Annotated in this window: 22 protein-coding genes; 5 read left to right on the top strand and 17 right to left on the bottom strand. The window is 69.2% G+C overall.

Annotation, left to right across the window (positions count from 1 at the left end; all coding sequences use genetic code 11):
• Nucleotides 1-18: 18 nt before the first annotated feature.
• The 4 genes from ACFQY2_RS14745 to ACFQY2_RS14730 form a co-directional block, all read right to left on the bottom strand.
• The gene (locus ACFQY2_RS14745) at nt 19-1,479 is read right to left on the bottom strand and encodes an aspartate ammonia-lyase (RefSeq protein WP_378746686.1); all 1,461 of its coding nucleotides are present in this window, start codon (nt 1,477-1,479) and stop codon (nt 19-21) included.
• Nucleotides 1,480-1,528: 49 nt separating this feature from the next.
• Nucleotides 1,529-2,446 carry a phosphodiesterase gene (locus ACFQY2_RS14740; RefSeq protein WP_378746684.1) on the bottom strand — a complete coding sequence of 306 codons (918 nt, stop codon included), beginning with the start codon at nt 2,444-2,446 and terminating at the stop codon, nt 1,529-1,531.
• Nucleotides 2,447-2,535: 89 nt separating this feature from the next.
• Nucleotides 2,536-2,871 carry a peptidase gene (locus ACFQY2_RS14735; protein WP_378746683.1) on the bottom strand — a complete coding sequence of 112 codons (336 nt, stop codon included), beginning with the start codon at nt 2,869-2,871 and terminating at the stop codon, nt 2,536-2,538.
• Nucleotides 2,868-4,334, bottom strand: a complete 1,467-nt coding sequence (locus ACFQY2_RS14730; RefSeq protein ID WP_378746681.1) for an anion permease — start codon at nt 4,332-4,334, stop codon at nt 2,868-2,870. Before ACFQY2_RS14730 ends, ACFQY2_RS14735 begins: the two co-directional genes overlap by 4 nt.
• A gap of 209 nt (nt 4,335-4,543) precedes the next feature.
• Between ACFQY2_RS14730 and ACFQY2_RS14725 the strand changes: the two genes are divergently transcribed.
• Complete coding sequence (locus ACFQY2_RS14725) at nt 4,544-6,649, top strand: S9 family peptidase (RefSeq protein ID WP_378746679.1); 2,106 nt, start codon at nt 4,544-4,546, stop codon at nt 6,647-6,649.
• A gap of 238 nt (nt 6,650-6,887) precedes the next feature.
• Nucleotides 6,888-7,856 (top strand): hypothetical protein, encoded by a 969-nt coding sequence (locus ACFQY2_RS14720; RefSeq protein WP_378746678.1) that lies wholly within the window; start codon nt 6,888-6,890, stop codon nt 7,854-7,856.
• Between the two features lie 192 nt (nt 7,857-8,048).
• Here ACFQY2_RS14720 and ACFQY2_RS14715 read toward each other — a convergent pair whose 3' ends face one another.
• The 6 genes from ACFQY2_RS14715 to truB form a co-directional block, all read right to left on the bottom strand.
• Nucleotides 8,049-9,077 (bottom strand): 6-phosphofructokinase, encoded by a 1,029-nt coding sequence (locus tag ACFQY2_RS14715; RefSeq protein WP_378746677.1) that lies wholly within the window; start codon nt 9,075-9,077, stop codon nt 8,049-8,051.
• Nucleotides 9,078-9,299: 222 nt separating this feature from the next.
• Nucleotides 9,300-11,447, bottom strand: coding sequence for a DEAD/DEAH box helicase (locus tag ACFQY2_RS14710; RefSeq protein WP_378746676.1), 2,148 nt, complete (start codon nt 11,445-11,447; stop codon nt 9,300-9,302).
• Nucleotides 11,448-11,618: 171 nt separating this feature from the next.
• Nucleotides 11,619-12,566, bottom strand: a complete 948-nt coding sequence (locus tag ACFQY2_RS14705) for a bifunctional riboflavin kinase/FAD synthetase (RefSeq protein ID WP_378746674.1) — start codon at nt 12,564-12,566, stop codon at nt 11,619-11,621.
• Nucleotides 12,563-13,000 carry a hypothetical protein gene (locus ACFQY2_RS14700; RefSeq protein ID WP_378746673.1) on the bottom strand — a complete coding sequence of 146 codons (438 nt, stop codon included), beginning with the start codon at nt 12,998-13,000 and terminating at the stop codon, nt 12,563-12,565. The genes ACFQY2_RS14705 and ACFQY2_RS14700 overlap by 4 nt, the downstream gene beginning before the upstream one ends.
• 28 nt (nt 13,001-13,028) lie before the next feature.
• On the bottom strand, nt 13,029-13,397 hold the full coding sequence (locus ACFQY2_RS14695) for a hypothetical protein (protein ID WP_378746672.1): 369 nt from the start codon (nt 13,395-13,397) through the stop codon (nt 13,029-13,031).
• Nucleotides 13,394-14,287: a tRNA pseudouridine(55) synthase TruB gene (gene truB / locus ACFQY2_RS14690; RefSeq protein ID WP_378746671.1), complete on the bottom strand. Its 894-nt coding sequence runs from the start codon at nt 14,285-14,287 to the stop codon at nt 13,394-13,396. The genes ACFQY2_RS14695 and truB overlap by 4 nt, the downstream gene beginning before the upstream one ends.
• 82 nt (nt 14,288-14,369) lie before the next feature.
• Between truB and ACFQY2_RS14685 the strand changes: the two genes are divergently transcribed.
• Entirely contained in the window at nt 14,370-15,269 is a 900-nt protein-coding gene (locus ACFQY2_RS14685) for an A/G-specific adenine glycosylase (protein WP_378746669.1), read from the top strand.
• A 13-nt stretch (nt 15,270-15,282) separates the two neighbouring features.
• On the opposite strand, the gene rbfA is transcribed toward ACFQY2_RS14685, so the two are convergent.
• The 7 genes from rbfA to ACFQY2_RS14650 all read right to left on the bottom strand — a co-directional run bounded on the left by rbfA (nt 15,283) and on the right by ACFQY2_RS14650 (nt 23,688).
• A complete protein-coding gene (gene rbfA / locus ACFQY2_RS14680; protein ID WP_378746668.1) occupies nt 15,283-15,714 on the bottom strand; it encodes a 30S ribosome-binding factor RbfA in 432 nt (143 codons plus the stop codon).
• Between the two features lie 65 nt (nt 15,715-15,779).
• Nucleotides 15,780-18,539: a translation initiation factor IF-2 gene (infB, locus tag ACFQY2_RS14675; RefSeq protein ID WP_378746667.1), complete on the bottom strand. Its 2,760-nt coding sequence runs from the start codon at nt 18,537-18,539 to the stop codon at nt 15,780-15,782.
• A gap of 94 nt (nt 18,540-18,633) precedes the next feature.
• Nucleotides 18,634-18,906 (bottom strand): YlxR family protein, encoded by a 273-nt coding sequence (locus tag ACFQY2_RS14670; RefSeq protein WP_378746666.1) that lies wholly within the window; start codon nt 18,904-18,906, stop codon nt 18,634-18,636.
• Between the two features lie 50 nt (nt 18,907-18,956).
• A complete protein-coding gene (gene nusA / locus ACFQY2_RS14665) occupies nt 18,957-19,940 on the bottom strand; it encodes a transcription termination factor NusA (protein WP_378746665.1) in 984 nt (327 codons plus the stop codon).
• Nucleotides 19,941-20,033: 93 nt separating this feature from the next.
• A complete protein-coding gene (locus ACFQY2_RS14660) occupies nt 20,034-21,068 on the bottom strand; it encodes a TIGR00730 family Rossman fold protein (RefSeq protein ID WP_378746664.1) in 1,035 nt (344 codons plus the stop codon).
• 34 nt (nt 21,069-21,102) lie between these two features.
• The gene (locus tag ACFQY2_RS14655; RefSeq protein ID WP_378746663.1) at nt 21,103-22,857 is read right to left on the bottom strand and encodes a proline--tRNA ligase; all 1,755 of its coding nucleotides are present in this window, start codon (nt 22,855-22,857) and stop codon (nt 21,103-21,105) included.
• Nucleotides 22,858-22,917: 60 nt separating this feature from the next.
• Nucleotides 22,918-23,688 (bottom strand): isocitrate lyase/phosphoenolpyruvate mutase family protein, encoded by a 771-nt coding sequence (locus tag ACFQY2_RS14650; protein ID WP_378746661.1) that lies wholly within the window; start codon nt 23,686-23,688, stop codon nt 22,918-22,920.
• Between the two features lie 107 nt (nt 23,689-23,795).
• Between ACFQY2_RS14650 and ACFQY2_RS14645 the strand changes: the two genes are divergently transcribed.
• Nucleotides 23,796-25,217, top strand: coding sequence for an RNB domain-containing ribonuclease (locus ACFQY2_RS14645; RefSeq protein ID WP_378746660.1), 1,422 nt, complete (start codon nt 23,796-23,798; stop codon nt 25,215-25,217).
• Nucleotides 25,214-26,065, top strand: a complete 852-nt coding sequence (locus ACFQY2_RS14640; protein ID WP_378746659.1) for a phosphotransferase — start codon at nt 25,214-25,216, stop codon at nt 26,063-26,065. The genes ACFQY2_RS14645 and ACFQY2_RS14640 overlap by 4 nt, the downstream gene beginning before the upstream one ends.
• Nucleotides 26,066-26,079: the final 14 nt, after the last annotated feature.

Below are 26,079 nucleotides of genomic sequence, written 5' to 3'. Positions count from 1 at the left end.
GCGATGTGCCCGCCGTGGTCAGTTCTGCGGAAGATCCTCGGCGGCGATCACCGGAATCGCCGAGGTGATCGTCTCCAAGCCCGACAGCCGCGCGGGTGAGATCTGCTTCATGACCTCTTCGCGGGACATCAGCCCGGCCTCGACCACCAGGTCGGCGATGTTGCGGTTGGTCAGCAGCGCCGCCTTCGCGAGTGCGGCGGAGGCCGCGTACCCGATGAACGGTGTCAGAGCCGTGACGACGCCCACGGAGGCGCCGACCATCGCACCGAGTCGTTCACGGTTCGCGGTGATGCCATCGACGCAGTTGACCCGCAGCGTCCACATCGCCTGGCGCATCCACGTGATCGACTGGAAGATCGAGTGCGCGATCACGGGCTCGAACGCGTTCAGCTGCAGCTGCCCGCCCTCCACCGCCATGGTCACGGTGACGTCGGCACCGGCGACGGCGAACGCCACCTGGTTGACGGCCTCCGGGATGACGGGGTTCACCTTGCCCGGCATGATGCTGGAGCCGGCCTGCATCGCGGGCAGGTTGATCTCGCCGAGACCCGCCTGCGGGCCCGAGGACAGCAGGCGCAGGTCGTTGCAGATCTTGGAGAGCTTGATCGCGTTGCGCTTCAGCGAGGACGAGAAGGACATGAAGGCGCCGGTGTCGCTGGTGGCCTCGACCAGGTCGCCTGCCGTGCTGAGATCGAGTCCGCTGATCTCGCGGAGATGACGCAGCACGGTCGGTGCGTAGTCGGCGTGCGTGGTGATGCCGGTGCCGATCGCCGTGGCGCCCATGTTGATCTCGGTGAGCAGCGACGCGTTCTCGGTCAGGCGGCTGTGGTCCTCGCCCAGAGTCGTGGCGAAGCCGTGGAACTCCTGGCCGAGGGTCATCGGCACGGCGTCCTGCAGCTGGGTGCGCCCGACCTTGAGGATGTCGTGGAACTCGTCCGCCTTGGACAGGAAGGACCGCCGCAGCAGGTCGAGCTCGTCGAGCAGCGAGAGGAGGTTGAGGGAGAGTCCGATCTTCACCGCAGTCGGGTACACGTCGTTGGTCGACTGGCTCCGGTTGGTGTGATCGATCGGCGACAGGTACGCGTAGTCGCCCTTCTGCCGCCCGGCCATCTCGAGCGCGACGTTGGTGATGACCTCGTTCGCGTTCATGTTCGTCGAGGTACCGGCACCGCCCTGGATCACGCCGACCGTGAACTGATCGTGGAACTCGCCGTCGATGATGCGCTGCGAGGCGTGATCGATCAGGTCGGCCCGCTCGGCATCCAGCACCCCGATCTCCTTGTTGGCGCGCGCGCTGGCCTGCTTGACCATGGCCAGCCCGCGTACCAGGTCCGGGTACACCGAGATCGGCCGCTTGGTGATCGGGAAGTTGTGCTCGGCGCGCAGGGTGTGCACGCCGTAGTAGGCGTCTGCGGGGATCTCGAGGCTGCCGATCGAGTCGGTCTCTATGCGGGTCTGGGCAGGCGCGTCAGCGGCCATGTCACGTCCTTGTGGGTAGTGGCGGGTGGGATGGGGGGATGCTGCCAGTCTACGCCTGCGGCCTCGGCCGCTTCCTGGAGAAGGCCTCCAACCGCTCCTGGGGCGACAATCGGGCCATCGCCCGCGTCCACTCCTCGCTGAAGTAGTCCCCCGTCGGCGCATCCGCGACGGGGACCACCGTATGGGTGATGACATCGGGGCGCACGTGCACCAGCTGGAACGCCTGTGCGGCGTCCATTCCGTTGACCTCCAGAGCAGGACGGCCGAGATTCATCGTGTAGCAGGTCGAGGATGCCACGCTCACCGGGACACCGGCGAACATGCCGGACGACGAGTAGTGCAGGTGCCCCGCGAGGATGCCACGGACGTCGGTACCGCGGATGACCTCGGCCAGTTCGTCCTGGTGGCGCAGCTCGAGGATGTCGAACAGCGGCAGGTGCGCGGGAAGCGGGGGGTGGTGCATCGCGATCAGCGTGCCGTGCGGTGCCGGGTGCTGCAGCTGTTGCGCGAGCCAGGACCGCTGCGCCTCGTCGATGTCGCCGTGATGCCAGCCCGGCACACTGGAGTCCAGTGCGATGAGACGCAGACCCTCCAGGTCCCACACACCGGTGACCGGTTCCTCCGTCGCGGGAGCATCCAGCAGTCCGACGCGCAGCGCCGCACGCTCGTCATGGTTGCCTGCGACCCACACGATCGGGCAGCCGAGATCCGCTGCGACCGGTTCGATCAGGGCGCGGAGCCGGCGGTACGCGTCGGGCTCGCCGAAATCCGTCAGGTCGCCGGTGATGACGATCGCGGACGGGTGCGGATGCACCCGGCGCACGGTGTCGAGCGTGTGCGCCAGGTTGCTCTCGCTGTCGGAGCCGCCGGCGTGCCTGGCGCCGTGGGCGAGGAGATGCGGGTCGCTGAGATGGATGATCGTGTGCGACGCGGGCTGATGGCGTCCGAACACGGGCGGGTCGATCATGCGCCCAGCCTACGGCCGGGATACGACATCATCCGGATTCCGGCCTGCGCCGTCAACCGAGACCGAGCCCTTCCACGACCGAGCCCGCCTCAGTGATTGATGACGATGATCAGGATGCCACCGAGCACGGCCGCCCCGCAGAGCACGAAGCAGGCGATCGCGGCGACGAAGGCCAGCTGCCTCTGCGCGGTGGTCAGCGGGTTCTTCTTGGCCGCTTTGGCCGCCTGCTTCGCCGCATGCCTGATCTCCTTCTCGGAGAGCACCGTGATGGCGTCGGTGAACTCGGCCGGCGTGACGACGGGGACGCGTCCGGCGCGCACCAGCATGCGCAGTCCGAGTGCGTAGAGCGAGACGACCGCGACGGCGCCGATGAAGGCGACGACGAACACGCTGAGGAACGCACCCCAATCGATCACGACGCTCATCGTGCAGCCTCCTGGTCATCGACCGCGATATCCCATTCGGCGAGCTTCGCTCGCGCGCGACGGCTGGCGCTGAGCTCCTCCCACTCCTGGCTCGCCTTCTCGGCCTCCGCGTACTTCCGCGCCGCGCGGTCCGCGGCCTTGCGTGCCGCCTTGATCTCGCTCGGGGTCCCGCCCGCCTTCTTGAGCTTCTTCGCGCGGCGCGCCGCCCGCTCGGCCTCGTCTGCCTTGCGCTCGGCCCTCTCGAGGGCCCGCATCAGCTCGATCCGGCTGGTACGGCGGGTCGGACCGGGAACATCGGGCAGGTCGACGACGTGACCGGACTCGGCGACATCGCTCATCGCATTCGCCGAGTTGACGGCGTTCTTGCGGGAGCGCAGGTACAGTCCGATGATGACGGCGAGCGCGAGCACCGCGTCTATCGCGACGCCCCAGCCGCCGAACCACATCACGAACAGCGCGGCGAACGCGCCGACCGCTCCGGCAGCGGGAAGGGTGAGCAGCCAGCCGATCGCGATGCGCCCCGCCGTGCGCCAGCGCACCACCGAACCGCGGCGGCCCAGACCGGAGCCGATCACCGACCCCGAGGCGACCTGTGTGGTGGACAGCGCGAATCCCAAGGCGCTGGAGGCGAGGATCGTGGCGGCCGTCGAGCTCTCCGCGGCGAAGCCCTGCGCGGGCTTGACCTCGGTGAGGCCCTTGCCCAACGTGCGGATGATCCGCCATCCGCCGAGGTAGGTGCCCAGCGCGATCGTGAAGGCGCACGCGACGATCACCCAGAACTCGGGGTTGTGGAAGTCCTCGCTGCCCGGGTCTCCGGTCTGCCAGCCGACGGTGATCAGGGCGAGAGTGATGACACCCATGGTCTTCTGCGCGTCATTGGTGCCGTGGGCGAGAGCCACCATCGAGGAGGTGAAGATCTGCCCCCAGCGGAACCCGGAGCGCCCGTCGGGCTTGCCGTCGTACCGGCGAGTGATGCCGTAGGCCACCTTCGTGGCCGCGAAGGCGATGAGCCCGGCCGTGAGCGGGGCGATCAGGGCCGGCAGCACGACCTTCGAGAGCACGACGCCGAAGTTGATGCCCGCGACGCCGAAGCCCACGAGGGTCGCGCCGATCAGGCCGCCGAACAGAGCATGCGATGAGCTGGAGGGAAGCCCCAGCAGCCAGGTGAGCATGTTCCAGGTGATCGCGCCGATGAGTCCGGCGAAGATCAGCTGCGGGAGCAGGTCGTGCGGAATGTCTCCCTCGTTGACGATGCCGCCGGAGACCGTCTTGGCGACCTCCGTGGACAGGAACGCGCCGACGAGATTCAGCAGTGCCGCCAGCAGCACGGCGGTCTTGGGCTTGAGCGCGCCGGTCGCGATCGGCGTCGCCATCGCGTTGGCGGTGTCGTGGAATCCGTTGGTGAAGTCGAAGAAGAGCGCCAGTGCGATGACCAGCACGACGACGAGGGCTGCGGTTTCCACCGGTCTCTTTCGTTGGGATTGCCAGGAGGGGATGCCGGGAGTCCGGCGTGACGAACGAAGAGTTCACCGTGGGTTCAATATCCGTTTACGGGGCCCGCGAGAATCTTCCCACCCTCCTCCGCCGCGGTCAACTCGCGCGACACGCGCAGCGCTGCGCGCCCGCCGCGCTGGACGCGCTCGGCACGCGCGCGCCGCGCTAGCGTGGGAGGGTGAGCGATTCCCGCATTCAGCCGCCCGTCGCGGCCCGCCGCCCCATCACCCGCACCCACCACGGGGACTCCTTCGAGGACGCCTACGAGTGGCTCAGAGCCAAGGACGATGCCGAGGTCGTCGCCCATCTCGAAGCCGAGAACGCCTATACCGAAGCGCGCACCGCGAGGCTGGAACCGCTGCGCGAGCGGCTGTTCCAGGAGGTGAAGTCGCGCGTCCTGGAGACCGACCTGTCGGTTCCCACCCGACGCGGCGACTGGTGGTATTACGGGCGCACCGAGGAGGGCTCCCAGTACGGCATCCAGTGCCGTACCGCCGCGACCGGCGACGACTGGACCCCTCCGGTGCTCGAGCCGGGGGTTCCCGTCCCCGGCGAGGAGGTACTGCTGGACGGCAACGTCGAGGCCGACGGACACGAGTTCTTCTCGCTCGGGGCCTTCGACATCTCCGAGGACGGCCGACGGATGCTCTGGTCGGTGGATGTCGAGGGATCGGAGCTCTACACGGTCCACGTGCGCGACCTGGTCACCGGCGAGCGGCTCGGCGACGTGATCGAGAACACCGGCCAGGCGTTCTTCACCCCCGATGCCGAGTCGATCGTCTACACCACCCGTGACGAGGCCTGGCGGCCCGACACCCTGTGGATGCACCGCCTGGGGACGGCCGTTGCCGAGGACACCCAGCTCTTCCACGAGCCCGACGAGCGGTTCTGGCTGGGCGCGGGCGTCACCCGCAGCAAGAGGTACCTGGTGATCGGGCTCGGCTCGAAGATCACCAGTGAGGAGCTGCTGATCGATCTGTCCGATCCGGATGCCGAGCCCCGCGTCGTCTGGCCGCGGCGCGACGGGGTCGAGTACTCGGTCGACCACGCGGTCGTCGACGGCGAGGACCGGCTCCTCATCCTGCACAACGACGGCGCGCTGGACTTCGAGCTCGTCTCGGTCTCGGCATCCGACCCGCAGGGTGAGCGGCGGATGCTGCTGCCGCACACGCCGGGACGGCGCCTGTTGGACGTGGACTGCTTCCGCGACTTCGCGACCGTCGAGTTCCGCGCCGAGGGGATGCCGCATGCGGCACTGCTGGACTACCGCAGCGGCACCCTGGACGTCGTCGAGTTCGACGAGCCGCTGTACGAGGCCTACTTCAGTGGGAATCCGGAGTGGCACGCGCCGTTCCTGCGCATGGGGTACACCTCCTTCGTGACGCCGTCGACCGTGCTCGAGCTCGAACTGGCCACCGGTGAGAAGCACGTCCGCAAGCAGATGACCGTGCTCGGCGGGTACGACCCGGCCGACTACGGCCAGCAGCGCGTCTGGGCCACCGCACCCGACGGCGTGCAGGTGCCGGTCTCCCTCGTCTGGAGGCGCTCGTTCGGCGACCCGGGCGCGAAGGCGCGACCGGTGCACCTGTACGGCTACGGCTCGTACGAGCACTCCATCGACCCGAGCTTCTCGGCCATGCGCCTGTCACTGATGGACCGCGGCGTGATCTTCGCGGTGGCGCACGTGCGCGGCGGCGGGGAGATGGGACGGCACTGGTACGAGGACGGGAAGGAGCTGAACAAGCGCAACACGTTCACCGACTTCATCGCGAGTGCGCGGCATCTGATCGACGCCGGGGTCACGACGCCCGAGCTCATGGTCGCGGAAGGCGGGAGCGCAGGCGGCCTGCTGATGGGCGCCGTCGCCAACCTCGCCCCTGAGCTGTTCGCCGGCATCCTCGCCAACGTGCCCTTCGTCGACGCGCTCACTTCCATCCTGGACCCGTCCCTGCCGCTGACCGTGGTGGAGTGGGACGAATGGGGCGACCCCCTGCACGATCCCGAGGTGTACGCCTACATGAAGACGTACACGCCGTATGAGAACATCCGCTCCGACATCGCCTACCCCCGCATTCTCGCGATGACCTCGCTGAACGACACGCGCGTGCTGTACGTGGAGCCGGCGAAGTGGGTGGCGGCGCTGCGGCACTCCGGCGCGCAGGATGTGCTGCTGAAGTGCGAGATGTCCGCAGGGCACGGCGGAGTCAGCGGACGCTACAACGCCTGGCGCGACCGCGCGTTCGAGCTCGCCTGGATGCTGGACGTGCTGGGCCTGGCCGACTGATCGCGCGCCGCCCCTGCATGTCCCCGTTGTGGCGGGTGCGCTCCCTTCGCACCCGCCAGAACTGATCCGCCGCGCGCGACGTGTTCCAGAACTGGCGGGTGTGCGCCGTCGCGAGTCACCACGACGAGGACACGATGCCGGACCATTCGCCCTGCACACTTCTGTCGTCCTGATCGACTGTGCACAGTTGGTGGCATCCGGCATCCACGCATGCGCGGTGATCGGGTGAGATACGGGGATGACTCGCAGGCAGCCGCTTCCCGACGACCTCCTCGGCGCCCCCTTCCACATCGCGCAGGCCCACGCGGCGGGACTCGCGCGTTCTCGCCTGCGCGCAGGGGACCTGTCGGCTCCGACCCGTGGCGTTCGATGGCTGCGGAACAAGGCATCAGAGGAGGATGCTGCGGCACTCTCGCCGACGCAGCGGATGCAGCGACTCACGAGACTCCTGCGTGAGGACGCCCAGGGGTTCGCCGCCGCCTTCACCCCGCACCAGTTCCTGAGCCACGAGACGGGACTCGCCATGCTGGGCGCTCCCCTGCCGTACACGACCGCCGGCCGCCGTGAGGTGCATGTCTCCGTGCGGCGCCCGCATCCGCTTCCGCGTCGGCGGGGAGTCCACGGCCACCGCCTGCAGGCGCGCGAGTCGGCGCGCTGGCGAGCAGGCGGCCTGCCGATCGAGCAGCCCGCGCGCATGTGGCGTCAGGCGGCGTCGCAATGGGAGCTGGATGATCTGATCCTCGCGGGCGACTTCCTCATCCACCCGAGCCGCCGCCTCGCCACCCTCGAGCAGCTGCGCCAGGAGGTCGCGGAGGCCGGCGACGTGCGCGGGCTGCTGACCGTCGCCCTGAGGGAGATCCGGTCGGGGTCCGAGAGCCCCGAGGAGAGCCGTCTGCGCCTTCTGCTGACGCGGGCCGGCCTGCCGGAACCGGTGCTGAACATGGACCTGGTGGACAGCAGCGGCGAGTTCGTGGCCCGCCTCGACCTCGCCTATCCGGAGTATCGGGTGGCACCGGAATACGACGGCCGGGGACACGCGCACGAAGCGCAGTTCGCCAAAGACGCCGACCGCTGGGATGCGATCCGGGCGCAGGGCTGGCAGCACGTCCGCATCCTCAGCCACCACCTGCGGCCGAATCCGCAGATCGCCGTCGACAAAGTGGCCGTCGCACTGTTCGCCGCAGGGTGGCGGCCAGGGCGCGGCTGACACCCCGTCTCAGAAATGGCGGGTGGAACAGCATCCGACCCACCACTTCTGGGACATGCACCCGGATGCGGCGCAGCAACGGCGGGTGCGAAGCCCGGACACCCACCACTTCTGGGACATGCACCCGTGGTCGACGTACGCGGCACGGATCGAACGGCAGAGCGCGAACGGTCAGCCGAAGAGCGCAGAGGGTCAGCCGAAGAGCGCGGAGGCTTCTTCGTAGCGTTCCCGCGGCACGGTGTTCAGCTCGCCCAGGGCCTCTTCAAACGGCACGAGGACGATGTCGGTGCCGCGCATCGCGACCATCTGCCCCCAGGCGCCGTTGACGAGGGCATCGGCGGCGTTCAGGCCGAGGCGCGTCGCCAGCACGCGGTCGAAGCCCGAGGGCGAGCCGCCGCGCTGGATGTGTCCGAGCACCGTGGAGCGCGTCTCGATTCCGGTGATGCGCTCGATCTCCGGCGCGAGGATCTCACTGATCCCCCCCAGACGCGGACGGTTGAAGGCGTCCAGCCCCTTGTCGCTGTACGCCTCGTTCATGTCGGTGAGGGTGAAGCCCTCCGACACGACGACCAGAGGCGCGCGGCCGCGGTCCCTGGCACGCGAGACGAGAGCGCAGATCTCGTCCATGGTCATCGGGACCTCGGGGATGCAGATGACATGCGCGCCCGCCGCCATGCCGGCGTGCAGGGCGATCCAGCCGACGTGGCGGCCCATGACCTCGGCGACCATGCAGCGCTGGTGCGAGTCGCCGGTGGTGCGCAGGCGGTCCATGGCATCCGTGGCGATGTTCACCGCGGTGTCGAACCCGAAGGAGTAGTCGGTGGCGCGCAGATCGTTGTCGATGGTCTTCGGCACGCCCAGGACGTTGATGCCGTCCTTGGCGAGACGGTCCGCGGCGGCGAGGGTGCCCTCGCCTCCGATCGCCACGATGCCGTCGATGCCGTGCGCCGCGAGGGTCTTGGCGATGTTCTCCGCACCGCCTCTGCTGCCTTCGTAGGGGTTGGTGCGGCTGGTGCCGAGGATGGTCCCGCCGACCTTCGAGAGCCCCTTCACCTCGTGCCTGGTCAGGGGGAAGAAGTCTCCGTCCACGACGCCGCGCCAGCCGTCGCGGATGCCCACGAACTCGAGGTCGTACGAGGTGGTGCCCTTGAGCACGATGCCGCGGATGACTGCGTTCAGTCCGGGGCAGTCGCCGCCGCTCGTGAGAATGCCGATCTTCATGCTGCTGCCTTCATGATCCGGGAAAAGAGGGTTGGGGCGACGCTGCCTGCATCCGACCCTAGTGGGGAACCCGGGTCGATGCCATTCCACAGTGCATGAAAACCGATAATCTTGCGAGGCCATCTCGGGCGATTTCGGATACTTAGCCATATCGCATCCGATTGACCGAAAGAGGGCGTCAAGAACTGGTGTTCTTAACGCCCTCGTTGCGGGTGATGACGCTCAGTCGGCCCCGAGCGCCTCGCGCAGCAGATGCATGAGCGCAGCCATCTGGACGGATTCTCCCGCGGTCTCCTCGACGGACTCGCCGTCGAGGGCACGCGCGGCCAGGCCCTGCTTCTGATCGATGAGTTCGGCGATCTTCGTGTCGATGGTGTGCGCGGCGATGATGCGCCACGCCGTGACCGGCTCGTCCTGACCGATGCGGTGCACCCGGTCGATGGCCTGGGTCTGCTCCGCGGCCGTCCAGCTGAGCTCCGCCAGCACCACGTTCGACGCGGCCTGCAGGTTCACGCCGACACCCGCCGCCGTCAGCGAGCAGACCGCGATGCCGACCGTCGGGTCGGTGTTGAAGGCGTCGATGGCCTGCTGACGCGCCGGCGTGGACTGGTCGCCGCGGATCGAGACCGCCTTGATGCCCGATGCCGCGAAGTGCGCCTCCGCCTGATCCATGACGTCGATGTGCTTGGCGAAGAACACGACCTTCTCGACCGAGCGCTGCAGCTGGGCGGCGTAGTCGGCGGCGAGACCGGCCTTGGCCTGACCGATCCTGCGGACCATGGTGAACACGTTGTCACCGCCGGTGCCTGCGGCCTTGGACTCCTCGAGTTCGTTGTGCGCGACGAGCCGGACGATGTCGTCGTTGATGTCGCCCTTCGACGACGGCCCGTGCGCGGCCGCACGCGCCTCGACGATGCGCCGGTACTTCGCCGCCATCCGCTCACCGAGTTCGCGCTCGGCCTGCCGGATGCTGCGGCCGAATTCGTCGTCGAGCTGCACGGGAAGGTCGGCGATGAGCTTGTCAGGCAGGTCCGCGGCCACGTCCTTCTTCTTGCGCCGCACGATGCCCATCGAGATCACCGCGTCGCGCGCCTCCGCGTAGAACGACTTGTCTGCCGGCGTGAGGCCGGTGGCATCCAGCTTCTCCATCAGCGCGGGCTCGGGCTTCTCCCCATTGGTCCAGCCGAGGAACCGCCAGATCGCGTCGAAGTCCTCGACGTCGTTGATCAGCGGGGTGCCGGTCAGCGCGAGCAGGAGCGGGTCACGGGTGCGCTCGCGCACTCGTGCGGCGAGGGCCAGCACGTTCTGCGAGCGCTGCGAAGAGAGGTTCTTGATGAAGTGCGCCTCGTCCACGACGATGCCCTTCAGTCCGATCTCGCCCAGCCAGGAGAGGTGGCGGTCGAGGATCTCGTAGTTCACGATGAACACGTCCGCGAACGCGTCGATGTCGGTGCCGTCGCCCTGGATGACCGTCGCACGGCGCTGCGGAGTCCACAGCTCCACCTCGCGCGCCCAGTTCATCTTCACCACGTTGGGCACGACGACCAGCAGCGGGTAGGCACCGGCGACGGATGCCGCGAGCACCGACTGCGCGGTCTTGCCGAGTCCCGGCTCGTCGGCGAGCAGGAAGCTTCGGTGACCGGCACGGACGGCCTCCACGAACCTGGACTGATGAACCATCACCTCGCGGCCCTTCGGCGAGAGGTGGTCGTACTCCGGGGTCGGGGGCAGTTCCATCGTGGCCGCTCCCCCGCCCGCACCGGACTCGAAGGCCTTGTAGAGCGGCCCCATGAGCTCCCAGCCGTCCAGCCGGCGGCGCGGAACGGAGGCGGGGCGCGGGGTGAGATCGGGCTCGAGGAAGGGGTTCGCGAGCTGACGCGACTCCACCGACGGCGGGGTCACCTGCTTCTCGGCGAGAGCCGCCGGGACGACCGCGGTGGCGCGCACGGGTGCGACATCGGTGATGATCAGCTCCTCCGGCGCGAGCTCGGCGCCGGACTCGAGCAACCAGTCGCGGCGCATGCGCTTGGCCACGGGCGAGGTCGCCTGGTCGGCTTCGAGCAGCTGGATCAGGGAGGTGTCCCGCGCCGCGGTCTTCGCGAGGATCGTCGCCACGCCGTCGAGCCGCTTGAGCAGCTCCGCGCGCGCGGCGTCGGTCAGCTCCGCATCCGCCTTCACCCTGGCGCGCTCCTCGCGCACCAGGAATGCGATCACCTGGAACTTGACCCGGTTGGTGGGTCCGAGCTTCGATCGCTGCGCCTTCGCCTCGATCTCGCGCACCTTGCGGGCGAGAATCGGGATCAAGGGTGCCTCTTCGTCTCGACGAGAGGTCTTCTTGCGCCGCGATGCGGCAGTCGCCGTGGTCGGCATGCTCCTCCTGAGCGTGAGTGCCGAAGCGCCGAAGAGGCCTTCGATTCGTACTGCGATCCGCGTGTGGCGCCAGCCAGGACCGTGCGGACGGCTGCTCCGGTCTGCGCGCGGGTACGGCGGATCTCGGATGCCAGGGCACAGTTTACGGCATACCCAGGACTGATGCGATCGTCATTCCTTCGCGAGTCGTGCGCGCGCCTCCGAGACGTCGGCGGCCATCTGCGCGATCAGCGCGTCCAAGCCGTCGAACGCGACCATGCCGCGCAGGTGCGCGGTGAACTCCACGGTGACGTGATGCCCGTAGAGGTCCAGCCCGACCTCGTCGAGCACGTGGGCCTCCACCTGGCGGCGCGGGACGTCGTCGAAGGTCGGGTTGGTGCCCACCGAGATCGCGGCGGGGTGCCGGATGCCGGTGTCGTGGTCCTCCAGCCACCCGGCGTAGACGCCGTCGGCCGGTGCGAGCGCGTCGATGACCTCGGAGAGGTTGGCGGTGGGGAAACCGAGCTCGCGACCGCGTTTGAGTCCGTGCACGACCTCGCCCGACACGGTGACCGGTCGTCCCAGCGCCCTGGCCGCCCCGACGACATCACCCGCTGCGAGCATCTCGCGGATCCAGGTGGAGGACACCCGCCGCTCCGCACCCTCGGGGTGCACGTCCTCGACGACGTCGACGGTGAAGCCGTATCTCGGCCCGAGCTCGCGCAGCAGCGCGGGATCGCCCTGACCCCCGCGGCCGAAGCGGAAGTCACGACCGACGAGCACCGTGACGACGTGCAGCGCGTCGACGAGGATGGTGCGCACGAAGTCCTCGGCCGACAGCGACGCCAGAGCTCGATCGAACCGGAGGAGCAGCGTGGCGTCCAGCGCCAGTTCGCCGAGCAGCGCGATCTTGCGGTCGGTGGCGACGACGTTCTGAGGGCACACCTCGGGGCGCAGGATCTCGAGCGGGTTGCGATCGAAGGTCACTGCGACGGATCGGGCGTTCGCCGCCTGCGCGTCCTCGCGCATCCGCTCGATGACGGCGCGGTGACCGACGTGCACGCCGTCGAACTTGCCGATCGCGACCACACTGGGTCCGAAGTCGGCGGGCACCTCGGTCGGATCCCGGAAGACGATCATGCCCGCTCCCCCGCCGGCGGATGCGTGCGCAGCCACCAGAGACCGAAGACCGGCAGCACGAGCGGGATGAAGACGTACCCCATGCCGAAGTACGACCAGACGCTGTCGTGGGCGAACAGCGCCGGCACGAGCAGACTCAGGGCGCCCACGACGATCACGCCGGTGAGTTCGAACACGATGGCCGTCCAGGCGATCGCGTACCAGCCGCGTCGATGCGCCAGGATCAGGGCGAGCGTCGCGACGATGTAGACCACCGCCGCCCCTGCCGACAGCGAGTAGGCCAGCGGAGCCTCGTCGAAGCGTCGGACGATCTGCACGAAGCTGCGTCCGGTGGCACCGAGCGCCATCACGGCGTAGACGATGACGAGGACCCGGCCGATACCCGTCATGCGGGTGCGCGCGTGGATCTGGGGCGATGCATCGGTGTGGGACATTGCGTCCACCATCCTAATCCGCTCCGGATCACGCGATCTGCACGGTCCAGATCGTCTGCATCCGCCACAGCATGATGGCCAGGGCCAGACCGACGACGCCCAGCACCACGGTGCTCCACCGCGTGCGATCCAGCAGCGCCCACAGCACCCCGCCGACCGGCAGGAGCAAGGCCCCGATCAGGTAGACCCAGTACTCGAGCAGGTCACCGGTCGGCGCGTTGCCCACGAGCGGTGCGATGATGGCGACGACCGCCTGCACCACGAGCAGCGCCTCCACCAGCGCCACACTGCCGACGCTGTAGTCGCTGGGCCGGCGACCGGCGAAGCCCAGCGCGAGGCAGAACAGGCCCGCCGCGCAGGCGACGATGATCTGGACGATGGTGAACCACAGGATCACGCCTGCACCTCCGGCATGTTCATGACGCTCTTGATGTCGCGATCGCGCGCCTCGACGATCCCCACGAGCACTCCGTCGGGATCCAGTGCTGCCACCTCCGCCGCCGTCAGCCGCTGTCGCTGGCCGACCAGGCGCTTCCCGTGACGGAGGTCGCGGGCCTCCTCCGCCGTGACCGGCAGCACCGGCATGACACGAGCCGCCGCTTCCGCGGGTGTCAGCGTGGGCGCGCCCTCCAGACCGTCGACGCCCACGGCGCCGTCCACGTCGAAGCCGCCGACCCTGGTGCGCCGGAGCATCGTGAGATGGCCGCCGACGCCCAGCATGTCACCGAGGTCACGCGCCAGGGCGCGGATGTATGTGCCGGAGGAGCAGTCCACGATCACGTCGAGGTCGACGAAGCCGTCGGACGGTCGCTCGGCGAGCACCTCGAAACGTGAGACGGACACCTCACGGGGAGCGAGTTCGACGCTCTCGCCCGCGCGCACGAGGTCGTACGCACGCCGACCGGCGACCTTGATGGCGGAGACCGAGCTGGGGACCTGGGAGATCGCACCCGTCAGGCGGCGGATGCCGTCGCGCACCGACGCGTCGTCCACGGCCGCCCACGCGGCGGCATCCGCCGTCTCCGTGATGTCCCCCTCGGCGTCGTCGGTCGTCGTGCGTGCGCCGAGCCGGATCGTGGCGAGGTAGGTCTTGTCGGCGCCGACGATGTACGTCAGCAGTCGGGTGGCGCCCTCGATGCCGATCACGAGCAGGCCGGTGGCCATCGGATCGAGCGTGCCGGCATGCCCGACCTTGCGGGTCCCGCAAGCACGCCGGACGCGCGCGACCACATCATGACTGGTCAGGCCACCGGGCTTGTCTACGAGGAGGATGCCATGCGATGCCACCTGCTCAGCCTACCGATACGCCGCCCCGGAGCCGGGTCACCCGCAGACCGGAACCTCGCCGTTCAGCCCATAGGCTGGACACGTGCCGACCGCGACGATTCCCCCCGCCGCCTGGCGTCCGGCCCTGCTCGAATGGTACCGCCAGACAGCGCGCGACCTGCCGTGGCGCAGGCGGGAATTCTCCGAGCGCTACGGAGCGTGGGGAACGCTGGTCAGCGAGTTCATGCTGCAGCAGACGCCGGTGGCGAGGGTGATCCCTCACCTGACCGCGTGGCTGGAGAGGTGGCCGACGCCGGATGCCATGTCGCGGGCCACCCCTGCCGAGGTCGTGCACCAGTGGGCGAACCTGGGCTACCCGCGCCGCGCGCTGTGGCTGCACCGCGCGGCGGTGGAGACCGTCGAGCGCCACGGCGGCGCCGTTCCCCGTGATGTCGCTGCGCTGCTGGAGCTGTCGGGCATCGGCGACTACACGGCCCGCGCAGTGGCGGTCTTCCACTACGGCGACCGGCATCCCGTCGTCGACACCAACACGCGCCGGGTGATCGCGCGCGCCGTCGACGGCCGCGCCCAGCCGGATCCGCCGTCCAGACGCGACCTGGAGCGGATGTCCGCTCTGATGCCCGACGACGTCGACGAATCGGCGATGTTCAATGCGGCGATGATGGAACTGGGTGCGGTCGTGTGCACGGCTCGCACACCGAAGTGCGAGGTCTGCCCGATCGCCGCGCAGTGCGCCTGGCTCGCCGCCGGCAGGCCGGACACCGGTGACACCCGTCGCCGACAGGCACGCTACGAGGGGTCGGATCGGCAGACGCGCGGCGGGGTGCTGCGTGCGCTGCGCGACGCCGCGGACCATCGGATGCCGGCCGATGAGGTGCTCGCCGACTGGCCCGACGCGGCTCAGCGCGATCGGGCCATCGACTCGCTGATCGCCGACGGGCTCGTCGAAGCGGCAGCGGGAACACTCATGCTGCCCCGCTGAGCGCTTCCAGCGGTCAGTCCTCTTCGTCGTCCTCGTCGCGGACGTAGGGGTCGGCGTCACCGGCGTGGGTCGCGCCCACGGCGAGCTTCGCCACCTCCTCGTCGCGCTCGCGCGCCTGCCGCAGCAGGTCGGCGATGTGCCCGGCGTTCTCCGGCAGAGCGTCCGGGATGAACTCCAACGTGGGCACGAGGCGCACGTTCAGCTGCCGGCCGACCTCCTTGCGCAGCAGTCCGGTCGCCGAGGTCAGCGCGGCGCCGCTCGCGACGCGTTCCTCGTCGGTGCCCAGCACCGTGTAGAACACGGAAGCGTGCTGCAGATCACCGCTGACACGCACGTCGGTGATCGTCACGAACCCGAGGCGCGGGTCGCGCAGCCCCTTCTCCAGACGCTCGGCGAGGATGACGCGGATGCGGTCCGCGAACCGGGCCTGTCGTTCTCCAGCCATGATTCCCACTCCCTGTGTGACGAATGAGGGGCGCCCCGCGGGCGCCCCTCCCCGAACCGATCAGATCAGCTGCGTGTCTTCTCGACCATTTCGATGGTCTCGATCTCGTCGCCGACCTGGATGTCGTTGAACTTGCCCAGGCCGATACCGGCCTCGAAGTCCGTGCGCACCTCGGTGACGTCGTCCTTGAAACGACGCAGCGACTCGATGGCGAGGCCATCTGCGAGGACGATGCCATCGCGGATGACACGGGCCTTCGCGTTGCGCGTGATCGTTCCGGAACGGACGATGACACCGGCGATGTTGCCGAACTTCGAGGAGCGGAACACCTCGCGGATCTCGGCGACGCCCGACTGGACCTCTTCGAACTCCGGCTTGAGCATTCCCTTCAGGGAGTTCTCGATCTCGTCGATCGCCGAGTAGATGACCGAGTAGAACCGGACGTCGACGCCTTCGCGCACCGCAGCCTCACGGGCCTTGGGATCGGGGCGGACGTTGAAGCCCACGATGATCGCGTTGTCGATCGTCGCGAGGTTGACATCCGACTCGGTGACAGCGCCCACACCGCGGTGGATGATGCGCAGCTGCACGGTGTCGTCGACCTCGATCTTGAGCAGCGACTCCTCCAGCGCCTCGACGGCACCGGACACGTCGCCCTTGATGATGAGGTTGAGCGTCTCGACCTTGCCCTCTTCGAGCGCGCGGGTGAAGTCCTCGAGCGAGATGCGCTTGCGGGCCTTGGCCAGCAGGGCGTTGCGCTCGACGGCCTCACGCTTCTCAGCGATCTGGCGGGCCATGCGGTCCTCTTCGGTGACGATGAAGACGTCGCCGGCGCGCGGCACCGAGTTCAGTCCCTGCACCTGCACTGGACGCGACGGAGCCGCGTACTCGACTGCCTCGCCGTTCTCGTCGAGCATGGCGCGCACACGGCCGTAAGCCGTACCCGCCACGATCGAGTCGCCGACGCGGAGCGTTCCGGACTGGATCAGCACCGTCGCGACCGAACCGCGGCCCTTGTCGAGCTTCGCCTCGATGGCCACACCGCGGGCAGCCTTGTTCGGGTTGGCCGTGAGGTCCAGGCCCGCGTCGGCCGTCAGCAGGACGGCATCGACGAGCTCCTGGATGCCCGTTCCGGCGCGCGCCGACACATCCACGAACAGCACGTCTCCGCCGTACTCCTCGGCGACCAGACCGTACTCGGTGAGCTGCTGACGCACCTTGGCCGGGTTGGCCTCGGGCTTGTCGACCTTGTTCACCGCGACCACGATCGGCACATCAGCCGCCTGCGCGTGGTTCAGCGCCTCCACCGTCTGCGGCATGATGCCGTCGTCGGCGGCGACCACGAGGATCGCGATGTCGGTCACCTGCGCGCCACGGGCACGCATGGCGGTGAACGCCTCGTGACCCGGGGTGTCGATGAAGGTGACCGCACGCTCGATGCCGTCGTGCTCGGTCCAGATCTGGTACGCACCGATGTGCTGGGTGATGCCACCGGCCTCGCCCTCGATGACGTTGGACTGGCGGATCGCGTCGAGCAGCCGGGTCTTACCGTGGTCGACGTGACCCATGACGGTGACCACCGGGGGACGGATCTCGAGGTCGTCCTCGCTCTCCGCCTCCAGCTCGGCCTCGAGGTCGAGACCGAAGCCCTCCAGGAGCTCCTTGTCCTCATCCTCGGGCGAGACCATCTGGATCTTGTAGCCGAGCTCCTCGCCCAGCACCTCGAAGGTCGCCTCGTCCAGCGACTCGGTGGCCGTGGCCATCTCGCCGAGGTTGAAGAGGATGGTGACCAGCGTTCCGGGCTGAACGGTGTAGCCGTTCAGCGCTTCGAGCTTGTCCGCGAAGTCGGCGATCGATGCACCGCGCCGCAGACGAATGATCTCGCCGTTGCCCTTGGAGACGTTGACGCCGCCGACGACCGGCGCCGACCGCATCTCGAATTCCTGCCGCTTCGCCCGACGCGACTTGCGCTGCTTGCTCTTGCCGCCGCCCTTGCCGAACGCACCTGCGGTACCGCCGCCTGGTCCACGACCACGACCGCCACCACCACCGGGGCGACCGGCGAAGCCGCCGCCCGGACGGGCGCCGGGGCCTGCACCGGGAGCGCCGCCGGGACGGCCGGGACCGCCCGAGCGCTGCTGGAACGGAGCGCCACCGGGACGGCCGCCCTGTCCGCCGCGAGCGCCACCGGGACCACCGGGGCGACCGGGACGCGGAGCGCCGAGGCGCGGCGAATCGGCCCGCGGAGCCTGCGGGCGGGGGATGTTGCCGGGAGTCGGCCGCTGGCCCATGCCCTGCGCCGACGCGAACGGGTTGTTGCCCGGGCGCGGACCCGCCGGGCGCTGGCCCATGCCCTGCGCCGAGGCGAACGGGCTGTTGCCGGGACGCGATGCGCCGGGCTTGGGGGCGCCGCCGCCGGGCTTGGGTGCACTGCCGCCCGGCTTCGGGGCGGCGGGCTGGGCCGCACCGGGAGTCGCCGCCGGCTTGTCCTCGGCGGGTGCCGGTGCGGTCTCGGCCTGCGGCTCGGGAGTCTCCGGCTTCGCCGCCGGCTTCGGGCCGGGCTTGGGCCCGGGCACCGGGGCGCCCGGCTTGGCGCCGGAGGACGCCGGGGTCTTCGCCGCAGGCTTCGTCTCCGCCTTGGCTGCTGCGGGCTTCGCCGCGGGATCGGCCTCGATGGCGGCGCGAAGCTTGCGCGCCACCGGGGGCTCGATGGTGGAAGAGGGACTCTTCACGAACTCGCCGAGCTCCTTGAGCTTCGCGAGTGCGAACTTGCTGTCGATGCCGAGTTCAGCGGCGATCTCGTGTACGCGTGGTTTAGCAGCCACAATTCTCCTGTCGGGGTCGGTCCACCCTGACAGGGCAGACCATTAGTCGCGGACGGGTCTCATTTCGAGCCGTTCACTTTGTTTCCATAGCCGTTCAGCCTTTGTTCTTCGAGCCGTACTGTTCGATGGTCTGCGCGTTCTCCGCCTCCGGAAAGGCGAGGGCGGGGGAAACGCGAAGTGCTCGTGCGAAAGCCCGGCGCCGCACTGCGGCCTCCAGACATTCGGGTGTCGGATGCAACCAGGCGCCCCTCCCCGGCAGCACGCCTCGCTCGTCGAAGACGAGTTCACCGTTACGCTGGGCCACCCTGATCAGAGCGGTTCGAGAGGCACGTCCGCGGCAACCGACACACGTTCGTACAGCATCCATCCTACACCTCACCACGATATCCGAAGCCCGGCGCTCCGCGCCGGGAGGCGTCACTCCATCACGCTGTCGGGCTGGATGTCGATCTTGGCGCCGGTCAGCTTCGCCGCAAGACGCGCGTTCTGACCTTCCTTGCCGATCGCCAGCGACAGCTGGTAGTCGGGAACCAGCGCGCGCACGGCCTTGATGCCCGCGTCCAGCACGAACGAGGAGGTCACCTTCGCGGGCGAGAGGGCGTTGGCGACGAAGGTCGCGAGGTCGGGGTGGTGGTCGACGATGTCGATCTTCTCCCCCGACAGCTCCTCGGTCACCGCACGCACACGGCGGCCCATCTCACCGATGCACGATCCCTTCGCGTTGACGGAGGGGTCGTTCGCCTTCACCGCGATCTTGGTGCGGTGACCGGCTTCGCGAGCAAGCGACACGATCTCGACCAGGCCGGCCGCGATCTCGGGCACTTCGAGCGCGAAGAGCTTGCGCACGAGGCCCGGGTGCGTGCGGGAGACGGTGATCTGAGGCCCCTTGGTGCCCTTGGCGACGCTCGTGACGTAGACGCGCAGACGCGTACCGTGCGCGTACTCCTCGCCCGGCACCTGCTCCTCGGGCGGGAGGATGGCCTCGACGGTGCCGAGGTCGACGTGGATCATTCGCGGGTTCGGACCCTGCTGGATGACTCCGGCGACGATGTCGCCCTCCTTGCCGCGGAACTCGCCGAGCACGGCGTCATCGGCGATGTCGCGCAACCGCTGGCTGATGACCTGCTTGGCGGCGTAGGCGGCGATGCGGCCGAAGTCGGCGGGCGTGGTCTCCTCCTCGCCGATGACCGCACCGTCCTCGTCCTCCACGGGCTGCAGCACCGCGACATGACCGGTCTTGCGGTCCAGCTCGACGCGGACTCCGGCGGGGATCGTCCCGTCCTCGGAGACGTGCTTGCCGTACGCGGTGAGGATGGCCTGCTCGATGATCGACACCAGTTCGTCGAACGGGATCGCCTTCTCCTTCTCGATCCCTCGCAGCAGTCCGAGTTCGATGTCCATCAGCGGTCTCCTCTATTCAGCTCTCCTCCGCGGAAAGACACTCCGCGGGCATCCGTCCAGAATAGCCGAAAGCGAGCGGCTCGGCCGCGGTCGTCAGAGTGCCGACGGCAGGTCGTCGATGGCGCGGATGAGGGCGAACAGCGATCCCACGGCCCGCTGGCGCAGATTCATCACCAGCCGGGGAAGCTCCACCGCATCGCCGTCGGTGATCTCCGCCTGCAGCGGTCCTGAGCGCTCGATGGCCCCTTCCGCGCACATCTCGCCGAACCGTTCGTTGAGGCTCGCCACCTCGGCATCCGTCGGCTCGTGCACCAGCCTCAGCACGAGCTTGTCTCCCACCCACCGCAGTGAGTCGTAGTTCCGCCAGAAGGCGGTGATGTCGGCGACCGCCTCGTCGACGGAGTCCGTGATCAGCACCCGGTCGAGATCGTGGGGATAGATCACCCCGGCGGGCACGAGGTGCTCGTCCACGAAGGTCTTCAAGCCGGTCCAGAAGGTCCCGCCCGGTGCGTCCAGGAGCACGATCGGCATGGGCTCGGCCTTGCCGGTCTGCTGCAGGGTGAGCAGTTCGAACATCTCGTCCATGGTGCCGAATCCGCCCGGCAGGCACACGAAGCCCCGCGACTCCTTCATGAGCATGAGCTTGCGGGTGAAGAAGTACTTCATCGAGACGACCTGGGCGTCCTGCGCGACGATGGTGTCCGCTGGCTCCTCGAAGGGCAGCCGGATCGACACGCCCAGCGACATCTTCGCGCCCGCACCCTCCACGGCCGCCTGCATGATCCCGGGACCGGCGCCGGTCACCACCATCCAGCCGTCGCCGGCCAGCGCCGCCGCGACCTCACGGGCCTGCACGTACAGCGGGTCGTCGTGCAGCGTGCGCGCGGAGCCGAAGACGGTGACCTTGGGGACACGGTGGAAGGGCTGGAACAGCCGGAAGGCCTCATGCATCTCGCTGAGCGCCGCAGACGCGATCTTCAGATCCAGCCGGTCGGTGTTCTCTCGGCCCAGCAGGAGCGCAGTCTGCAGCAGCCGTGTGACCAGCCCGCGCTCGGCGCGGATGCCGGCCCGTTCCAGAAGTCCGGTGAGCTCGTGTCGAAGGTCGTCGTCCAGCAGGGCATCCGTCATGCTCTCAGCCTGTCACAGCCGAGGCGGCACGACCTCAGCGAGTGAGGCGCGCGACGGCATCCGCGACCGGCAGCGTCTCGCGATCACCGGTGCGGCGATCCCACAGCTCGACCTGCCCGTCGGCGGCGCCTCGCCCGACGATGACGATCTTGGGCACGCCCACCAGCTCGGCGTCGCCGAACTTCACCCCCGGGGACACCTTCACGCGGTCGTCGTAGAGCACGTCCAGTCGCGCCGCCTCGAGCTGCTCGGCGATGTCCTCGGCGACGTCGAAGGCGACCTGGTCGCGCCCGGCTGCGACGACATGCACGTCGAAGGGCGAGACGGATGCCGGCCAGATGAGTCCCCTGTCGTCGTTGCTGAGCTCGGCGATGATCGCGAGGATGCGCGTCACGCCGATGCCGTACGAGCCCATGGTGACGGTGACGAGCTTGCCGTTCTCGTTGAGCACCTTCAGGCCGAGCGCCTCGGCGTACTTGCGACCGAGCTGGAAGACGTGTCCGATCTCCATGCCGCGCGCGAGGGTGACCGGGCCGGAGCCGTCCGGTGCGGGATCGCCATCTCGGACGTTCGCGATCTCGACGGTGCCGTCGGCGATGAAGTCCCGACCGGCCACGACGTCATGCGCGTGCTTCTGATCGATATTGGCTCCCGTGATCCAGCGGGTGCCGTCGGCGACGCGCGGGTCGACGAGATAGCGGATGCCGGTCGCCGACTCCTCGCCCAGGATCGCGCCCGTCGCGGACCAGGGCCCGATGTAGCCGCGCACGAGCAGCGGGTGCTTCTCGAAGTCGGAGTCCGTCGCGGGCTCGACCTCGGCGGGTGCGAAGGCCACCTCCGCGCGCTTCATGTCGACGTCCCGGTCGCCGGGAATGCCGACGACGACCACCTGGCGGGTGCCGTCCAGGTGCGTGAGCGCCAGCACGACGTTCTTCAGCGTGTCGGCAGCCGAGTAGTCGCCGTCCAGCACCGCGTTGGCATGCGCCACGAGCGTGTCGATGGTGGGAGTGTCCGGAGAGTCGAACACGCTGGCTGCCGGGGCGTCGTCCCAGCCGACAGCCTCCGGAGCGGTGGTCGTGTACGCCTCGACGTTGGCGGCGTACCCGCCCGCGCTGCGCACGAAGGTGTCCTCACCGACCGGCGTCGGGTGCAGGAACTCCTCGCTGCGCGAGCCGCCCATGGCGCCGGCGTCGGCCTGCACGATGGCGTACTCCAGGCCGAGTCGCTGGAAGATGCGCTCGTAGGCGTCGCGCTGAGCCATGTAGCTGACGTCCAGGCCCTCGTCGGAGGCGTCGAAGGAGTAGGCGTCCTTCATCGTGAACTCGCGTCCGCGCAGGAGACCGGCGCGGGGACGCGCCTCGTCGCGGTACTTGTCCTGGATCTGATAGAGCATCAGGGGCAGGTCCTTGTAGGACGAGTACAGGTCCTTCACCAGCAGAGTGAACGCCTCTTCGTGCGTCGGCGCGAGCAGGTAGTCGCCGCCCTTGCGATCCTGCAGGCGGAACAGAAGGTCGCCGTACTCCTCCCAGCGCCCGGTCGCTTCGTATGCCTCGCGGGGCATGAGTGCGGGGAAGTGCACCTCCTGCGCACCGGCGGCGGCCATCTCCTCGCGGATCACCTTCTCGATCTTCGCCTTGACGCGCAGGCCGAGCGGCAGCCAGGCGAAGATCCCGGCGGCCTGCGGACGGATGTACCCGGCGCGGATCAGCAGTTTGTGACTGGCGACCTCAGCACCTGCCGGGTCTTCGCGAAGCGTGCGGAGGAAGAAGTTCGATAGACGAGTGACCACGAGTCGATTGTACTGACCGTGATCACTCGCCTCTGCCGAGGTGTCGGTCTGCTGGTTCTCTCAGTTCAGCGCGCGGGTGCTCGCGGGGATGACGCCGTCCGCGTACAGATCGGTCGCGAGGTCCTGCAGGGCGGTCAGCGCGACGCGCTGAACCATCGGGCCGTACGAGATCCGCGCCACACCGAGCGCCTCGTACTCCGCTGCGGTGAGGGCGCCGGGCAGGCCGATCACGCTGACCTTGCCCGCGCCGATGCCCTCGACGAGAGTGCGGGTCGCGTCGGCATCCAGGATGCCGGGCACGAAGACCGAGGTGGCCCCGGCCTCGAGGAAGGCACGACCGCGCTGCACGGCATCCGCCAGCTTGTCGGCGAGGGGCTTGTCCCCGCCGCGCACGATGGCGTCGGTGCGGGCGTTCAGCGCGAAGGCGACGCCCTCGGCCTCTCCGGCCTTCACGATCGCCTCGACCTGCGCGACCGATTCCGCGAACGGCTTGAGCCGGTCCTCGACGTTCGCTCCGACGACGCCCACGCCGATCGCGAGGCGCGTGGTCTCCCCCGCATCCCCGTAGCCGTCGTCGAGGTCGGCGGAGACCGGAACGTCGACGGACGCCGCGATCCGGCCGACCATGTCGATCATCAGCTCGCGCGGGATCTGCCCGTCCGGGTATCCGAAGGTGGCGGCGATCGAATGTCCGGCGGTGGCGAGCGCCCGGGTCTCGGGCAGCGCGGCGATCGCCTTCGCGGAGACGACGTCCCAGATGTTGACGACGCGAAGGATCTCGGGTGCTTCGTAGAGGCGGGTGAGGATCTGTGCCTTGTCTGCGGTGGTCATGGCTCTCACGCTAGCGCCCGCAGCGGGCCTCGGCGCCGGGATGGCCGAGAATGACGCAGCGGGCCGGGCTCCGCTCCCCCTCGAGGCCCGCGGCATAGGCTGGCCGCATGCCTCAGCGTCGTTCCCGTGTCGCCCCATCCGCCGAGCAGAGCGAGCTGGCAGCTGCCCTTGCGGCACTGCGCGCCGCGATAGAGGCTCCCCTCGAGTTCTCGGAGGAGGCGCTGGCAGAGGCGGAGTCGGCGACGCCGGCGGTTCCCGATCTCGATCTGCGCGACGTGCCGTTCGTCACCCTCGATCCGGCGGGCTCGCGGGACCTCGATCAGGCGCTTCATCTGGAACGCGACGGATCGGGCTTCCAGGTGCGTTACGCCATCGCCGACGTGCCCGGGTTCGTCACGGCCGGTGGCGCCGTCGACCGAGAGGCCAGGCAGCGCGGTCAGACCCTGTACCTCGCGGACGGGACCATCCCCCTGCATCCGCTCGCCCTCTCGGCGGACCGCGCGTCGCTGCTGGCGGACCAGGAGCGCCCTGCCCTGGTCTGGACGTTCGCACTGGACGAGACGGGCGCGGTGACGCGGTTCCGACTGGAGCGGGCTCTGGTGCGGTCCCGCGCCCAACTGGAGTACGTGTCCGCACAGGCGGCACTCGACCGTGGAGAAGGCGGGCCGCTCTCCCTGCTGCAGGAGGTCGGCGAGCTGCGTCTGCACCAGGAGCGGGAGCGTGGCGGCGCCAGTCTCAATCTTCCCGACGAGGAGGCCATCCAGAACCCGGACGGCAGCTATGGCATCAAACGGCGGCGACCGCTGCCCGTCGAGGACTGGAACGCCCAGCTGTCGCTGATGACGGGGATGGCCGCGGCCGAGCTGATGGTCGGCGCGAAAGTAGGGGTGCTGCGCACCATGCCGCAGCCCGACGAGGAGGCCTTCTCTCGATTCCGCCGTCAGACCGAGGCGCTGGGCCGACCGTGGCGGAACGGCCGGTACGGCGACTATCTCCGCGAGCTGGACAGATCGGATCCCCTGACGCTTCCGGTTCTCGAGGCTGCCGCCTCGCTGTTCCGGGGCGCCGGATACGCGACCTTCGACGGGACGCTTCCGGAGGGAGACCTGGAGCAGGCTGCCATCGGCGCTCCGTACGCCCACGCGACCGCTCCCCTGCGACGGCTGGTCGACCGGTGGTCGCTGGCCATCTGCCTCGCGATCTCGCAGGGTCAGGACGCCCCCGACTGGGCGAGGTCCTCCCTCCCCCAGCTGCCCGGGCTCATGCAGCAGTCGGGTCAGCGCGCGTCTCAGCTGAACGCCGACACGCTGAACCGCGTCGAAGCGGCTCTGCTGCGACCGCTCATCGGCCAGGACATCGAGGCGAGCGTGATCGAGATGCGCGGCGAGGACCGGGCGGCGGTCCAGATCGCCGACCCCGCTGTGACCGCCTCGGCGCCGGTGCCGGCGGGTACCGCTCCCGGTGACACGGTGACGCTGCACCTGATCGGCGCCGAGGTGGCCACAGGCGAGGTCGAGTTCGCGGCGTGATCGGCTGGTCCGAGGGGCGGCTCGATGCGGCGCAGCGGGTCTGGGTCGAGGCGCGGGTGCCGGATGCCGAGCTGATCCGGGACATGTCCTGGGGGCTGGTCGACACCACGGTGCTGCACTTGCGGTCGAACGGTGAGGACTTCGTCGTGAAGGCGGCCGGTCGCCAGGACACGCATATGCCCCGCGAGATCACCGCGCACTCCGGATACACGACTCCCCTGGTCGCCACCGGGCATGCGGCCGCACTGCGCGGATCCTCCCCATCGGTGCGCGTCATCCTGCTGGAGCATCTGCCCGGTGAGCTGGTGCTGGGCACGGAGGCCGAATGGCAGAGGGACACGTACAGGCAGACCGGTGCGCTGCTGCGTCGCCTGCACGATCAGGCATCGCGCAGAGATGCCGACTACGAGGCCCGTGCGACGGCGCGCGCGCTGCACTGGCTCGACCGGCCGCATCGCGTGGATCCGGCGACAGCGGCTCGCGCTCGTGATGTGCTGGAGTCCGCGCCGACGCCACCGGTGCCGCTGGTGCCCACCCATGGCGACTGGCATCCGCGCAACTGGCTGTTCGACCATGGCACGGTGCGCGTGATCGACTTCGGACGGTTCGCGTTCCGGCCGGCATCGACCGACCTCACCCGCCTCGCCGCCCAGCAATGGCGTGGACGTCCTGACCTGGAGGCCGCGTTCTTCGACGGCTACGGCGATGACCCGCGAAGTCCGGACCTGTGGCGACTCGAAGCCCTGCGCCAGGCGGTCGGCACGGCGTGCTGGGCGTACGAGGTCGGCGACGAGGCTTTCGAAGCCCAGGGGCATCGGATGCTCGCAGAGGCACTGGACGCCTACTGACTCGCCCGCCCGGC

It is taken from the genome of Microbacterium sp. GCM10027623, assembly GCF_042666935.1.
GTDB lineage: Bacteria > Actinomycetota > Actinomycetes > Actinomycetales > Microbacteriaceae > Microbacterium.
This window is presented reverse-complemented; position numbering and strand designations above follow the sequence as displayed.

Bases quoted from the DNA above. Each gene is read 5' to 3' on its own strand.
- ACFQY2_RS14710 (WP_378746676.1), bottom strand. From the start codon at position 11,447: ATGCCGACCACGGCGACTGCCGCATCGCGGCGCAAGAAGACCTCTCGT.
- ACFQY2_RS14715 (WP_378746677.1), bottom strand. From the start codon at position 9,077: ATGAAGATCGGCATTCTCACGAGCGGCGGCGACTGCCCCGGACTGAAC.
- ACFQY2_RS14660 (WP_378746664.1), bottom strand. From the start codon at position 21,068: ATGACGGATGCCCTGCTGGACGACGACCTTCGACACGAGCTCACCGGA.
- ACFQY2_RS14720 (WP_378746678.1), top strand. From the start codon at position 6,888: ATGACTCGCAGGCAGCCGCTTCCCGACGACCTCCTCGGCGCCCCCTTC.
- ACFQY2_RS14705 (WP_378746674.1), bottom strand. From the start codon at position 12,566: ATGATCGTCTTCCGGGATCCGACCGAGGTGCCCGCCGACTTCGGACCC.
- ACFQY2_RS14650 (WP_378746661.1), bottom strand. From the start codon at position 23,688: ATGACCACCGCAGACAAGGCACAGATCCTCACCCGCCTCTACGAAGCA.
- nusA (WP_378746665.1), bottom strand. From the start codon at position 19,940: ATGGACATCGAACTCGGACTGCTGCGAGGGATCGAGAAGGAGAAGGCG.
- ACFQY2_RS14645 (WP_378746660.1), top strand. From the start codon at position 23,796: ATGCCTCAGCGTCGTTCCCGTGTCGCCCCATCCGCCGAGCAGAGCGAG.
- ACFQY2_RS14700 (WP_378746673.1), bottom strand. From the start codon at position 13,000: ATGTCCCACACCGATGCATCGCCCCAGATCCACGCGCGCACCCGCATG.
- ACFQY2_RS14740 (WP_378746684.1), bottom strand. From the start codon at position 2,446: ATGATCGACCCGCCCGTGTTCGGACGCCATCAGCCCGCGTCGCACACG.
- ACFQY2_RS14735 (WP_378746683.1), bottom strand. From the start codon at position 2,871: ATGAGCGTCGTGATCGATTGGGGTGCGTTCCTCAGCGTGTTCGTCGTC.
- ACFQY2_RS14745 (WP_378746686.1), bottom strand. From the start codon at position 1,479: ATGGCCGCTGACGCGCCTGCCCAGACCCGCATAGAGACCGACTCGATC.
- ACFQY2_RS14670 (WP_378746666.1), bottom strand. From the start codon at position 18,906: ATGGATGCTGTACGAACGTGTGTCGGTTGCCGCGGACGTGCCTCTCGA.
- rbfA (WP_378746668.1), bottom strand. From the start codon at position 15,714: ATGGCTGGAGAACGACAGGCCCGGTTCGCGGACCGCATCCGCGTCATC.